We start from the raw sequence: 14,118 nt of genomic DNA on the forward strand, positions 1-14,118 counted from the left end.
TGGGGGATTTATGAACAATAACAATTTGAAAAAGTCAGCCATGGTTTTGGCAATAACGTCTGCTCTGGGCACAAGCATGGGTGCCAGCGCTTCCGTCGATTTGTATAACGAAGATGGTACGTCCTTTTCTGTAGATGGCTACTTCAACGCGTTTTACGTAACCCGTGAGGATGAAGTTCCAGACACACGTGATACCCGAATCAAAATGGGCTTCCTGCCAAATACTATTGGCTTTAACTTCACCAAGGAAATGGGCGACCTGGTGTTGGGTGGTCGATCGTCATTCTGGACAACCATAAACGATAGTCTTGATTCCCCAACCGATACGGCAATTGATGTTCGCCAATTTTACGCGACTGTGGATGGGGCATTTGGCCAGGTGCTGATGGGTAAAGATTTCGGCCTTTTCGCTCGCTCGAATATCTTCATTGATGAAATCTTGATGGGGTTTGGCTCTCCGGGCGCGGCGGGTGGCGTGTCCTTTGGCAATATTCGAGCAGGCTACCCGTACCCAACGCCTTCCGCCCAGATAACCTATCGTTCTCCAGACCTAAGTGGGTTCCAGATTGCCGTAGGTGCTCTGGACCCAGCTGACACGGTAACGGGAGCAGGTGATGAGAACTCTGCACCGCGGATGGAATCAGAGATTACCTATACAGTTGATCTTGATGGTGTTGTGCTAACCGGCTGGCTGAATGGCCGGTATCAGTCCTCAACCAACGGAAACACCACCATTGATAGTTCCGGCGTCGGTTATGGCGTAAAAGGCTCAGTTGCCGGTTTTACACTTGCTGCCTCGGGGTTCGATTCGAAAGGCAATAGCCCGGTACTGGTTGTGAATGAAGCGCTAACGGAAGACCGTTCAGACGGTTATTTGATTCAGACTTCTTACGCTTTTGGTCCAAACAAGATTGTGTTGTCCCATGGAAAAACCGACGCAGAAATCCTGAATCTAAAAACCGAAAGCAACACGTTTGGCTTCTTCCACGATGTGAACAGCAACTTCAAGTTGGTGGCCGAGTACAACATGTACGAGGATAAAAACCGAGCATCTGGCGTGATAAGCACCGACACAGACACAATTGCTATTGGCGCTATTGTTAACTTTTGATTTTATGCGATTGCGGCTGATTAAGCGGGCGGCACAACAGCGTGTGTGCCGCCCGCTTATCAAGGCTGCTAATACCAAAGTACTGGCTTTTGCTCATGCCAAGCCATCGTGTCTTACGGGTTCGTTTTAATGCCTTATTAAACATAAGGTTATAGTGATTGCTTTGAGTCAATCAAAAGCACTGAAGTCGCATTGGCGTGTTATCTGGATACCGTAAAATTTAGAGACAGCTATTCCCAGTGGAACCAACCTCTATGACGTCAGTATCAACCCCGCCTGCAGTACAAGTTGCAAGTTCCGGTATCCGAGCCCCGAGCTTAGCCGCACGGGATCTAGCCAGCCAACTTCTGCACGAACACTTGGGCCATGTGTTGTTCTTTTGCTCTGCGGAGTATGACCTTGCCCAGCTCGGCTTGGCTCTTGAGCGTGAGTTTGCAGGCGTCGGACTATCAGGATGTACGTCAGCAGGTGAGATCACCGCACAGGGATACGACCGTGGCAGCATTACAGCCATCGGTTTCGATCGCCGATATTTCGCGCTTGAGAGTGCATTGATCGGGGAAATGGATCGATTTACCTTGAGGGATGCCCAGAGTGTGATTGATGACCTGCTTTCTGGATGCCGAGACCGGAAGCTTGCCCCGATAAAGGGAAACACCTTTGCATTAACGCTATTGGATGGGCTCTCAAGCCGTGAGGAGTTAGTGCTGGCAGCCTTGAACTCTGTGCTTGGCAGCATTCCCCAATTTGGCGGTTCAGCGGGTGATGATGAACACTTGGCAGACACCTATGTCTTCCACCAGGGGCGCTTTCATGCCGGAGCAGCAACCGTATTGTTGATTAATACGCCTTTGGATTTCCGGGTGTTTACTACCCATCACTTGGTTGAAGGTAGCGAAAAGCTTGTTGTAACCCATGCGAGTTCAGATACCCGCACTGTATACGAACTCAACGCCGAGCCCGCCGCAGAAGCCTACGCCCGTGCGGTTGGCGTAACAGTCGATGCGTTGAGCCGGGAGGTTTTTGCACTACAGCCCCTGGGCGTAAAGATTGGAAGTAATTACTTTGTACGCTCAATCCAACGGGTTAACCCTGATAAAAGCCTGACTTTTTACTGCGCCGTGGAAACGGGAATTGTGATGACGGCCATGGCGCAAGGCTCGCTGCTCGGAGCCGTGCGGGATCAGCTGGAAGACTCCGAGCGGGTTGTCGGTAAACCCTTGGTGACTATCGGATGTGATTGCTTTTTGCGCAGATTGGAGTCAGAGCTGACTGGTCAATCAGAGGCAGTTTCAGGCTTTTTAAGCCGCCATAAAGTGGTTGGATTCAATACTTACGGTGAGCAGTACAACGGAATGCACATCAACCAGACATTTACGGGGGTGGTCATTGGTCAACCCGATCGCTAGTGCCAACGAACACTTGTTTGTAGCTTCAAGCAAGGAAGCCTGTCTGGCGACAGAGGCCCTGCAGCAAAAAGTTGCACATTTAGAGGCCGACAATGAACGTTTGCGAAAAATCAGGGACGCCCTGATCGTTCGGGTTGAATCGGGATCTGTATACAAGCCTGAGCCCTACGCGGCGTTTGAGCACTCTGTTGTGCTGGCGGAACAGGTGCGTGAACGCACCGAAGCCCTGACCCATGCCCGCGAGGAGGCGGAGACTACTCGCCAACGCCTAAGTGATGCTATCGAGAGTATTGCTGATGGCTTTGTGCTTTTTGATCATGACCACCGTTTGATTCAAAGCAACAGCCGTTTTCGAAGTTATTGGCGTCAGGCAGGAGTGGCCATGCCTTCGCCCGGCACCCATATCAATGATGTTCGCGCACTTGCCATGAACTCCGGAATGATCCTCGAGGAACACAGCGAACCAGGCTCTGAGGGTGAAGTGTTTTTACTCAGCAATGAGCGCTGGGTGCAAATGACCGAACGCCCCACCCGTGAGGGCGGTTTGGTTGTGCTTTACTCAGATATTACCGACGTAAAAAACAGCGAAATGGCGCGCCGTTTGAGTGCACTGGAGGAAAGCGAGCGCTGGATTAGGGTTGTGACCGACCATGTGCCGGCGCTGATCGCCTATGTAGGTGCAGACAACAGCATTCAGTTTTGTAATCAGGTTTATGCCGCTTGGTACGGACGCGGTGGCGAATCGCCTTTGGGCAAACGCTTGAGCGATATCCATCATCCGCATTTGTATGAGCGGCTGAAACCGTACATAGAAAGTGTAATGTCTGGAAACAGCGTCACTTTTGAATTTGAAGAGTTCGGCGAGCAAGGCCAGGAACGCTATATGCTTCGCTCATACGTGCCTAATTTTGGCGAGCAGGGTGAGATTGCCGGTTTTTTTGTTCTCATCAGGGATATCAGCGATCGGCGCAAAGCTGCGGAGGCCCTTGAGCGAGCCTATGATGAACTGGAAGCCAGGGTAACAGAACGCACCCTGGCGCTGACAGACGCAAACACCCAATTGCGGCAAGAGATCGCAGAGCGCAATGCAGCAGAAGCGCGTTTGCGGGATGCGAAACTGGAGGCTGAACGTGCCAACCTTTCCAAGACAAAATTCCTGGCGGCCGTGAGCCACGACCTGTTGCAACCGCTGAATGCTGCAAGGTTATTCACCAGCGCATTACAGGCGCACTCCTTCGGTCCAAGAGCCGAAGATCTGGTTCACTCGGTTAGTGCATCCCTGGATGATGTCGAGGGTCTGCTAGGCACCCTGGTCGACATATCCAAGCTGGATGCGGGGGTTATCAAGCCAGATGTGACTGCATTTGATCTGCGGGATCTTCTCATTAATATCGCGCGGGAATTTAGGCAGTTGGCGAATGCAGAAGGACTGCAGTTCGACTTCGTAGGAAGCTCCGCCATAGTTGAGTCGGATTCCCAGTTACTGGCACGGATTCTTCGTAACTTCCTTACTAATGCAATCCGCTACACGGGCGAAGGCCGAGTGTTGCTTGGCTCTCGCAGGGAAGCCGGTTCCGTGGTGTTGCAGGTTTGGGATACAGGCCCGGGCATTCCACAGAATAAGTTGGTTGAGATATTTCAGGAATTTAAGCGTGTGCATCCAATGAATTCCCAGACGGATAAAGGGCTTGGGTTGGGCTTGGCGATAGTCGATAAAATCTCTCGAATAATGAACCACGAGGTCTGTGTGTCTTCGGAGGAAGGTAAGGGCTCTGTTTTCAGTGTTCGTGTACCTTTAGCCACACATAAGCCCAATCCAGCACTCGTTAAGCGGGATGCAATAACCCATATTGGCCAAGAACTGGATGGGTGCAGGTTATGGGTTGTCGATAATGATTCTGCCATTTGCAACGGCATGAAGGTGGTGCTGGAGACGTGGGGTTGCGAGGTTATTACCGCAGTGTCTATGGCAGACTTGGAGCGCCAACTGGATCCATCAGAAGAGCCAGTGGATGTAATACTGGCAGACTATCATTTGGATAACGATGAGAACGGTGTCGATACAGTCGCCGCTATCAATGGGAGTCGGCGCACGCCGGTGCCGGTTGTGATGATCACCGCGAACTACACCAATGAACTGAAGCAGCACATCCGTGAGTTGGGTTATGTGTTGATGAATAAGCCCGTGAAGCCACTCAAGCTTCGCAGCGCTTTGAATCACATACTACGAAGCGGCTGAGCTGTGAGTGCAGCTACTAGCGTTTCAGATAGTGGCTGAAATCGACATCGCCTGCCGAAAGAATGGCCTGCACTCGGTTGTGTACACCCAGCTTTCGCAGAATTGCAGATACGTGGGCTTTAACCGTTGTCTCAGCAATATTGAGGTTGTAGGCAATTTGCTTGTTGGATTCGCCTTTCGCCATACGCTCGAGCACCAGTAATTGGCGCCGCGTGAGGGAGTTCAACATTTCTGCAGAAACCGGGTTGTCATCATTGCGGGTGCGCCGGTTGCTGTTGCTTTCTTTGCCAGTGCGAATGATATCTGATGGTAAATAAACATTACCGTTGAGAATCTGCTGAATCGCTTTAGTCATCTCCTGCCGCGGCGAAGACTTGGTAATAAAGCCCACAGCACCATAAGTGATGGCCTGCAAAACCACCTGCTTATCTTCCTCTGCCGAGACAATAACCACTGGAATGGTTGGTGCTTCGTTTCGTAAAGTCATTAACCCGTTCAGCCCGTTCATGCCTGGCATATTCAAATCCAGAAGAATCAGGTCAAGATCATCGTTTTCGCGAGTCAGGGAAAGGGCGCTGTCCAGATCATCGGTTTGCAGAACCTCGCTACCTTCAACGCCAGACACAATAACGCTGCTTATAGCCTCGCGGAAAAGAGGGTGGTCGTCAGCGATTAGAATTTTATAAGTCGGCTCCATTAAAGTGCCTGCCCGTTGGTCGTCAGTGGCGGAAGTAGTTTTCGAATTATGATAACTGGTTTCGTCTGCAAATGCGGTGCTGGCTTGGTTAAGCATGGCGAGGCCCCTGATTTTTGTTGTAGTTGTGCCATTACACGCCACTGTCGCTAGGAGTTGAATGCGACCATTGCATCAAAAATTAGAGACTAAAGTACTATTTTTGACTTTTGTCAGAGATGAATCTTCAGAACTCCGGTGGGACAGGGGTAATTACCTGAACAGGGAGATCAGAATTCTCCCAGGAATCTATGCCGTCTTTAAACCAGTACAGGTTGGTGAAACCAGCCAGGTGCAAGCGCCGGGTTGCGTTCCAGGAGAGCCAGCAGTCGGATTTACACATCACTACAACAGGATGGTCCAGGTTGTTGGTTGTAAGTTTGAGTGCATTTTCAACAAGGTAGTTCTGCCAGAGCTGGCTTAGCTCGCCGCGCCCGGTATTCGGCAGCCAGAAGGCACCAGGCACGGATGTATGAGGTTTTGTCTCGATGAATAGCCCGGCTCTGTATTCGGAGTTGATAACATCAATCACTACTGGGTGCGGGCTTGATTTTAGTAGCGCTTGAAGCTCTTTCGTATTGATTGTTTCGGCGCCGAGCGCAGTGTCCGGCGTGGGGCTTCGGTAACGGTCTATCCGGTAGCCATCCGAAGAAAAAAGAGAGGTGGATGCCAGCACAGGCAGGGCAAAAACAAGCATGAGTAAACACAGAGCTTTCATCTTGGTGTTCCAGTAGCTTCACGAAGTGTATGTGCCAAATTACGTGAGCCTCAAAAGAGGGTAAATATTCGAAAAGTCGTAAATGAACCGTACTAAGTAGACAGTACTAAAGAACCATTTAGCCTGAGCGGGGGCGGGGTAGGATAAAGGCATCTTTTCTTAAGCCGGGTCTGAATTAGGCCGGGCGTTTAGAGGTAATGCCCCATGAAAGTTGTACTTGTGGATGGTCAACGGTTGGTAAGGGATGCCACAGCCTGCCTGCTCAGGAGTACAATGCCGGGCATTATCGTTATAACTGCCGAAAATGGAGCGCAAGCAATCAATGAGTACGCTGATCATGCGCCAGATATTCTTATTACGGAGATGTTGCTTCCCGATTATTCCGGTCTGGAGCTGTGCAGGCGCATCCACCAAAGATGGCGCAGGGCCAATGTTCTGTTTTTGTCCTCCATGGAAGACGCCGGCCTTGTTAAGCAAGCTCTTGGGCTCGGGGCCCAGGGTTATATATCGAAGAACTGTAGCTCTATTGAACTGACCAAAGCCATAGAGAAGTCCGCGGGCGGGGAAGTGTACCTTGAGCACGACTTGGCTACCCAGATGGCTATGGTGCAGTCGGGTCGTAATTGTCTTAAAAACACTGCTGGCAACAAGCTAACAGAGATGACGCAGCGCGAACTGGAGGTACTGATTCTTACCGCACGCGGAGTCCCCAATAAAACCATTGCCGAGCGCTTGAATATAAGTGTGAAGACCGTTGCCAACCACCTGTCAGTCCTCAAAAACAAGCTGGAAATTTCATCCTCGCTTGGCCTGTTACATTTTGCTGTGGATTCCGGACTGGTCCAGCTTGGAACTGCGAGGAGTGAAAGCCCTGCCTGCTTTAGCTGAATCCTGCAGGGCATCCTTTCCCTTTACCCTTAAAGCACAATCAAACTCACCAATCTACCGGGCAGCCTGTGCACTCGTCCATAAAGGTGCCTACAAACGTTGCGTAGTGGATGCGGGTGCTTCGTAAATCGGCGCCTGCAAGATTGGCACTTCCGAATTTTGCTTCTTGCAGGTTGGCTCCAAACAGGTTGGCATCAGCCAGATCGACTTTTGGTAGCCAGGCTATCTCAAGGCTTGCAAAGGTCAGGTCGGTTTCTATAAGCGTTGCGCCAGAGAACCTTGCAAAATCGAAGTTTGCGCCAGCCATGTTGGTGCCAGTAAAATCCGCGCCCTGAGCGAACAGGTATTGCCCGGTAGCGCCCTGAAGTTCCGCCTCGCGAATGCTCGCTCCGCGCACATCGGCTCTATACAAGTTGACGCGATAGGCAGTTACCTTGTCCAACTTGGCCCCTTTGAGATTGGCGCCCCTCAAACTGGTATGATTTAGAATAGCTCCGGTCAGATCGGCGCCGCTGAAGTCCACAGACTTCAAGTCCAGGTTTGACATGTCTGCACCCCGAAGGTCAGCACCAGAACACACAGAGTGTTGCTCCAGTATGCAGCCATTAAATTCTGGTGGGCGCACGTCCGCCAGATAGTCCTCTGCTAAAGCAGGCGTAGTCAAGGTGAGTAGAGCCAGCTTTATTATTGTCTTCATGGTGTACTCCCGAACAAGTCGGGAGCCGCCCTGTATCGGCGGCTCCTTTCGTTGATGGACTAGGTTAATGGATCACTTGGCCGCTGTTGCCCAAGAGGGAATTTTGAATACCCAGAAAGACCCACCTTGAGAAATCGGCTTGGTCAGTTCAGCCATATCGCCACCCCAGAGAGGCACTGCCCCGCCATAGCCCGAGGTAACACCCACGTATTGTTCGCCGTCCATTTCCCAGGTGATGGGTGGGGAAATAATTCCCGAGCCTGTCTGGAACTTCCAAAGCTCTTCGCCAGTATCTGCGTCAAATGCCTTGAAGTAGCCATCGCCTGTACCGGTGAATACCAAGCCACCTTTAGTGGCCAGCACGCCAGCCCATAGAGGCATGGGCTCTTTATGCTCCCACTTCACCTTGCCACTAAGTGGGTCCATCGCCCGCAGTATGCCAACGTGGTCGTCGTACATGCGCTTGATACGGAAGCCCTGACCAAGATAAGCCGCACCTTTTTTGTAGGTGACTTCTTCTGTCCAGTAGTCTTCTTTCCAGTGGTTAGCTGGGATGTAGAACAACCCGGTATCCTGACTGTAAGCCATGGGGTTCCAGTTTTTACCACCAAGGAAAGGCGGTGAGACTTCGATGGACTCGCCACGGGTTTTTCCCTCGGGAACCGGTGGTGGACGCTGGCCTTTGCCTTCCACGGGGCGGCCGTCGGAACCAATGCTGGTGGCCCAGGTGATATTATCCACGAACGGGAAGGCATTCTGGAACTCACCATTGGTGCGATCAACCAGATAGAAATAGCCGTTTCTATCAGCGTGAGCGGTCGCTTTTACGTTTTTGCCGTCTTTGGTGTATTCAAAAAGAACCAACTCGTTGTTGCCGGAGAAATCCCAAGCATCGTTTGGCGTGTGCTGATAGAACCATTTCACCTCACCGGTTGTGGGGTCCACCGCTACCTGTCCAGAGGTATATAGGTTGTCGTAGTCTGCCGGATCACCACCGGGAGCTGTGCGCTTCCAGGTATTCCAGGGGGCAGGATTGCCGGCGCCAACAATGATGGTGTTGGTTTCAACATCAAAGCTTGCGCTTTGCCACGGGGCTCCACCACCTTGGCTCCAGGCTTCAACTTTTCCGGTCTCTGTATTGGGGTCATCTGGCCAGCTAGGGGCACTTGGGTCGCCAGAGGGTGTGCTCTTCTCACCATTTAAACGGCCGTAATGCCCTTCAACAAACGGGCGCATCCAGATTTCTTTACCTGTCTCGGGATCCCGAGCGTAAAGCTTGCCGACAACGCCAAATTCATCACCCGATGAACCGTGGATAAGCATAACCTTGCCGGTTTTCTGATCCTTGATCAGTGTTGGAGCGCCGGTCATGGTGTAACCCGCTTCGTGATCACCAAATTTTACGCGCCATGCGACTTTTCCGGTTTTTTTGTTGAGAGCAACTATGCCCGCATCGAGGGTGCCAAAGAAAACCTTGTCGCCGAAAATCGCTGCACCCCGGTTTACCACATCACAGCAGGGGCGAATGCCTTCCGGCAAACGATGGCTGTATTCCCAAAGCCGCTTACCACTTTTTGCATCCAGAGCGTACAAACGTGAATAGGAACCGGTCACATAGATAATGCCATCGTGTACCAGCGCCTGAGATTCCTGACCTCGCTGCTTTTCATCCCCGAACGAAAACGACCAGGCCGGAACCATTCGCTCAACGTTGTCTTTGTTGATCATGGTCATTGGGCTGTAGCGTTGGGCTTTGGGGCCAATTCCGTACCCGAGAACGTCCTGAGTGGTTTCAGCATCGTTAACGATGTCATTCCATGTAACGCCCGCAGCATGTGCCTGAGTTGCTAATCCAGCTGCGCCGATGGTTAGCGCCAGACTGATACTGCGCATCAGCGGGCGCTTGGTAAACATTGTTTTCATGACTTTCCCCTTAATTGTTGTTGTGACAAACGCATTCGTTTTGTGCGTTGACGCCTTGAGTATTGGCATGGAGTGCACCACCAGGCGACGGAGAAAACCACGAGGTGATCGGGATTCAGGCCAGTACAACCCGGGAAATATTCCTGACAGATGCGCAACACGCTGATTGTTCGGATTTTCCGTTTCTCGGGGCAGAGGCTCGTGCTTTGGCCTCTGGTCGAAGGGTCTACTACCAAAGATCTAAGGCGCAGCAGCCAAAGTGGAGTACACCGGCAAGTAAGGCATTTCTTAGACTTGGAGACAGCCCGATACGCCGCACGGCTACTTGGGAAAATAATGGCAGACAAAACAAAAAGAGGTATGAGGTTATGTCGTACTCCAAGTCGATTCAAAAGATTCTTTGTGCTGGGGCCTTAGTATGGGCTGCAGCCGCCAGCGGGCACGGTAACGTGACGCCACAGCCAGTTGATACCGGTGACCTGCCGGACCTGGGCCGTGAAGCTCTGAACGAAAACCCGTTTCGCGACGGAAATGAGCTAAGCAAATTGAATTCAGAAGCCGTTGAAGTCGGTATGAGTGCTTATGCCGGAAATTGCGCCGGTTGCCACGGAATTGAGGCCCAATCCGGTGGTTTAACGCCGGATTTACGTGAGCTTACAGAATGGGACGATGAGTACTTTATCGGGCGGGTAATGAATGGAACTGACCGGGGTATGCCTTCCTTTAAAAGCAATCTCGGGCAAACAGCCATCTGGTCAATACGAACCTATGTGGAATCGGTATCCGGGCAGTAACAGCTTTCGCATAAATACTCGAAATCCTGACCAGGAGGTGAGGTATGAGGCGATATTGGCTATGTGCATTTACTCTGTTTGCGAGCGCTTCATGGGCGGATCTTCCGTCTGACCCGCTGGGCTCGCCTTTATGGGCCTACAACATTGAGCGCTATCTGGGGCAAGATGTAACGGTAGTAGTGGACGAGCGGGTCGGCTTGTCGGTTCCTGACTTTGCTGAGGACAGTACTCAGGTTCCATTGGCCGTTAACTTGCGTGAATTTCCACACAAGGTGAATAAGGTGGTGACATGGGTGGATATGAATCCCGTTCCCCACCTGTTCACGGCTAATAGCACTGACGGGCAGCTCGAACTGGTGTCCCTTAACTTTCGAGTGCAGCAGGCCAGCAGTGTTCGAGCAGCTGTGCTAGATGAACGCGGTGTTTGGCACATTGATAGCGGCTATGTCGATGCAGCTGGCGGCGGGTGTACTGCACCCCGGGAGGTCTTAAGCAACTCGGACTGGGAGAGTGAGTTCGGCACCCTGAAAACCGGCTTATTTTCTGATCGTGGTAATACGCGCATCAAGGCCAGTTTGTTGCACCCCATGGACTCCGGAATGGTTGGGAATATACCGGCCTTTTTTGTAGGTGATGTTGAAGTTCGGAATGAGGCCTCGGATAACCTGCTGCTGACAATGACTCTGGCCGAGTCCGCCGCTGAGAACCCGATGTTTGTTTTTGAATTCGAAGGCGGCGTCCCTCATCTATCTATCCACATGAAAGACAACAATGGCTACCAATTTGAATCTGCCATTGGGGAGGCTGCGAAATGAGCAGGCTCCGTTCCTTCCAAGGAAATATCGCATGGCTGGTTGCCGCGATGCTTTGGGTTTTTGCTTATTCGTCGGGCGCCGGTGCAAGCACCAAGTCTTATGACCTAGAAGCGACTCTGGTTGCGGACGGTGTTTGGGTGGTTGCCGGAACTACAGACAACTTCTCGAAAACCAATGGCGGCAACATTCTCAATACCGGCTTTATTGAAACAGGTGAGGGCGTTGTTGTGATTGATACGGGGCCTTCCCGCAGGTACGGCGAAGAATTTCGTGCGCTGATTGAGAGTCACACCAGTGAGCCAATCGTGAAAGTGCTAATCACCCATCATCACCCCGACCACGCCTTTGGAAGTCAGGCTTTTGAACCGGACACACTCTACATGCTTGATGAATCGGCCAGACTGCTTGAGCAGGATGGTGAAGCTTTTTCAGACAACATGTATCGCATGATCGGCGACTGGATGCGTGGCACCGAGGTAACTGTTCCTATGAACAGGGTGCAGCCAGGCTTGCTCAGTCTGGGGACTCGGCAGCTACGTTTGATCTCCATGCAGGGGCATACCGGTGCGGATTTGGTTGTGCTGGATGAAACCTCCGGGGTGTTGTTTGCTTCAGACATGGTGTTTTTCAACAGGGCATTAACCACACCTCAAACACCTGGGTTAGCCCTATGGCGCTCCGAAATTCGCCAGCTTGCGCAGCTGCCGTTCTCCGTTGTGGTGCCAGGTCACGGGCCGGTTATTCGAGATGACCGGGCATTTCTACAAATGATCGATTACTTGACCTGGCTGGATGATGTTCTGGTTGGATCTGCTGCGCGGGGATTGAGCGCTTCAGAGGTGATTGAAAGCGCAATTCCTGAACGTTTTGAAGAAGTGGAAGGGGCGAGATACGAACTGGTTCGTACCGTTAGCCATCTGTATTCAGATTACGAAAAGCATGCTCTGAGAAGACACTAGTACTAAGGGAGGAGTTATTCGCCTCGAACGACTCATTTTGTTAGCCCTTCTGTGAACTTAGATTAGATACGTAAGCGCAAAAACAGCGTTGTTCAGCAAAAACACAACAAGAGGTTCATACCATGATCTACGCACAACCAGGACAAGAAGGCTCCGTTGTTTCTTTTAAATCACGCTACGGAAATTATATTGGCGGTGAGTGGGTTGCCCCGGTTAAAGGGCAGTATTTTGAAAACACTACGCCGGTAACTGGTGAGGTGATCTGTGAGGTTCCTCGGTCGACTGCCGAAGATATTGATCTGGCACTTGATGCAGCCCATAAGGCTGCACCGGCTTGGGGTAAAACCTCTGCAGCAGAGCGTTCTAACATTCTACTGAAAATTGCAGATCGCATTGAAGCCAATCTCGAAAAACTGGCAGTTGCAGAAACCTGGGATAACGGCAAAGCCGTTCGCGAAACCCTAAATGCGGATATTCCGCTGGCGGCTGACCACTTCCGCTATTTTGCAGGCTGCATCCGGGCTCAAGAAGGGCACATGGGTGAAATAGACCAAAATACCGTGGCCTATCATTTTCATGAGCCTTTGGGCGTTGTGGGCCAGATAATTCCCTGGAACTTCCCGATTTTGATGGCAGCCTGGAAGTTAGGGCCTTGTCTGGCTGCAGGTAACTGCACCGTACTCAAGCCAGCAGAGCAAACGCCAGTGAGCATTCTGGTGCTGATGGAAGTCATTGGTGATCTGTTGCCACCGGGTGTGCTGAACATCGTCAATGGCTACGGTATTGAGGCCGGGCAAGCTCTGGCTACCAGCACCCGAATTGCCAAGATAGCGTTCACCGGATCAACTCCGGTTGGCTCCCACATTCTGAAGTGCGCTGCCGAGAACATCATCCCCTCAACGGTTGAGCTTGGTGGCAAGTCTCCCAACATCTACTTCTCGGATGTAATGAATGCGGAGCCTGAGTTTGTCGATAAGTGTGTTGAAGGTCTGGTTCTGGCTTTCTTCAATCAGGGTGAAATCTGCACTTGTCCATCGCGTGCTTTGGTTCAGGAAGACATGTATGAAGAATTCATGCAGAAGGTTGTGGAGCGCACCAAAGCGATCAAGCGCGGTAATCCTCTGGATACTGACGTTCAGGTTGGTGCGCAAGCCAGTAAAGAGCAGTTCGACAAAATCATGTCTTACCTTGAGATAGGTAAGCAGGAGGGTGCTGTTGTTCTCACAGGCGGTGATCGTGAGAACATGGAAGGCGAGTTCAATAACGGATTCTACATTCAGCCCACCCTTTTCAAGGGTGATAACAGCATGCGGGTGTTCCAGGAAGAAATCTTTGGCCCGGTTGTCGGTGTTACAACCTTCAAAACCGAAGAGGAAGCTCTTGCGATTGCCAACGATACAGAGTTTGGTCTGGGTGCCGGCGTTTGGACACGAGACACTAACCGAGCCTACCGTATGGGCCGCAGCATTCAAGCCGGCCGGGTGTGGATGAACTGCTACCACGCTTACCCTGCCCATGCTGCTTTTGGTGGCTACAAGAAATCCGGCATTGGCCGAGAAACCCACAAACTGGCTCTGGATCACTACCAGCAAACCAAGTGCATGCTGACAAGTTACGACGTCAATCCGTTGGGCTTTTTCTGACATATAGCTAAACGAGTCGCCCCTTGTTGCCACGAGGGGCGACTGCAATCCCTCCGCGGTTTTCTCTGAAGCTGTTCACTGTTGTGTTCTGCACTTTTGGCCCTTTATAGGGCCCTTTTTTATTTTTCTCAGCCGGTAAAGTTACAGCGTGCAAGAGGCTCACTCAAAGCCCATGAAGCCATAGGCAAA

Annotated in this window: 12 protein-coding genes; 8 read left to right on the top strand and 4 right to left on the bottom strand. The window is 51.5% G+C overall.

The window, feature by feature from the left end:
- Nucleotides 1–10: 10 nt before the first annotated feature.
- The 3 genes from MWU62_RS17480 (at nucleotide 11) to MWU62_RS17490 (ending at nucleotide 4,759) form a co-directional block, all read left to right on the top strand.
- Nucleotides 11–1,111 carry a porin gene (locus tag MWU62_RS17480; RefSeq protein WP_247116076.1) on the top strand — a complete coding sequence of 367 codons (1,101 nt, stop codon included), beginning with the start codon at nucleotides 11–13 and terminating at the stop codon, nucleotides 1,109–1,111.
- Nucleotides 1,112–1,365: 254 nt separating this feature from the next.
- Nucleotides 1,366–2,520 (top strand): nitric oxide-sensing protein NosP, encoded by a 1,155-nt coding sequence (gene nosP / locus MWU62_RS17485; RefSeq protein WP_247116077.1) that lies wholly within the window; start codon nucleotides 1,366–1,368, stop codon nucleotides 2,518–2,520.
- 43 nt (nucleotides 2,521–2,563) lie between these two features.
- Entirely contained in the window at nucleotides 2,564–4,759 is a 2,196-nt protein-coding gene (locus MWU62_RS17490; RefSeq protein WP_247116110.1) for a hybrid sensor histidine kinase/response regulator, read from the top strand.
- A 16-nt stretch (nucleotides 4,760–4,775) separates the two neighbouring features.
- Here MWU62_RS17490 and MWU62_RS17495 read toward each other — a convergent pair whose 3' ends face one another.
- Nucleotides 4,776–5,456 carry a response regulator transcription factor gene (locus MWU62_RS17495; RefSeq protein WP_247116111.1) on the bottom strand — a complete coding sequence of 227 codons (681 nt, stop codon included), beginning with the start codon at nucleotides 5,454–5,456 and terminating at the stop codon, nucleotides 4,776–4,778.
- Nucleotides 5,457–5,679: 223 nt separating this feature from the next.
- A complete protein-coding gene (locus tag MWU62_RS17500; protein ID WP_247116078.1) occupies nucleotides 5,680–6,210 on the bottom strand; it encodes a rhodanese-like domain-containing protein in 531 nt (176 codons plus the stop codon).
- A gap of 204 nt (nucleotides 6,211–6,414) precedes the next feature.
- Here MWU62_RS17500 and MWU62_RS17505 point away from each other — a divergent pair, with 204 nt between their 5' ends.
- Entirely contained in the window at nucleotides 6,415–7,098 is a 684-nt protein-coding gene (locus MWU62_RS17505) for a response regulator transcription factor (RefSeq protein WP_247116079.1), read from the top strand.
- Between the two features lie 46 nt (nucleotides 7,099–7,144).
- Here the strand turns inward: MWU62_RS17505 and MWU62_RS17510 are convergent, their stop codons facing one another.
- The gene (locus MWU62_RS17510) at nucleotides 7,145–7,795 is read right to left on the bottom strand and encodes a pentapeptide repeat-containing protein (protein ID WP_247116080.1); all 651 of its coding nucleotides are present in this window, start codon (nucleotides 7,793–7,795) and stop codon (nucleotides 7,145–7,147) included.
- A gap of 72 nt (nucleotides 7,796–7,867) precedes the next feature.
- Entirely contained in the window at nucleotides 7,868–9,718 is a 1,851-nt protein-coding gene (locus tag MWU62_RS17515; protein ID WP_247116081.1) for a methanol/ethanol family PQQ-dependent dehydrogenase, read from the bottom strand.
- Nucleotides 9,719–10,086: 368 nt separating this feature from the next.
- Here MWU62_RS17515 and pedF point away from each other — a divergent pair, with 368 nt between their 5' ends.
- The 4 genes from pedF (at nucleotide 10,087) to MWU62_RS17535 (ending at nucleotide 13,929) form a co-directional block, all read left to right on the top strand.
- On the top strand, nucleotides 10,087–10,512 hold the full coding sequence (gene pedF, locus MWU62_RS17520) for a cytochrome c-550 PedF (protein WP_247116082.1): 426 nt from the start codon (nucleotides 10,087–10,089) through the stop codon (nucleotides 10,510–10,512).
- A 44-nt stretch (nucleotides 10,513–10,556) separates the two neighbouring features.
- A complete protein-coding gene (locus MWU62_RS17525) occupies nucleotides 10,557–11,327 on the top strand; it encodes a quinoprotein dehydrogenase-associated SoxYZ-like carrier (protein ID WP_247116083.1) in 771 nt (256 codons plus the stop codon).
- Entirely contained in the window at nucleotides 11,324–12,286 is a 963-nt protein-coding gene (locus tag MWU62_RS17530; RefSeq protein WP_247116084.1) for a quinoprotein relay system zinc metallohydrolase 1, read from the top strand. Before MWU62_RS17525 ends, MWU62_RS17530 begins: the two co-directional genes overlap by 4 nt.
- A gap of 122 nt (nucleotides 12,287–12,408) precedes the next feature.
- On the top strand, nucleotides 12,409–13,929 hold the full coding sequence (locus tag MWU62_RS17535; protein WP_247116085.1) for an aldehyde dehydrogenase family protein: 1,521 nt from the start codon (nucleotides 12,409–12,411) through the stop codon (nucleotides 13,927–13,929).
- The last annotated feature ends 189 nt before the right edge of the window (nucleotides 13,930–14,118 follow it).

The organism is Marinobacter sp. S6332 (assembly GCF_023016045.1).
Lineage (GTDB): Bacteria > Pseudomonadota > Gammaproteobacteria > Pseudomonadales > Oleiphilaceae > Marinobacter.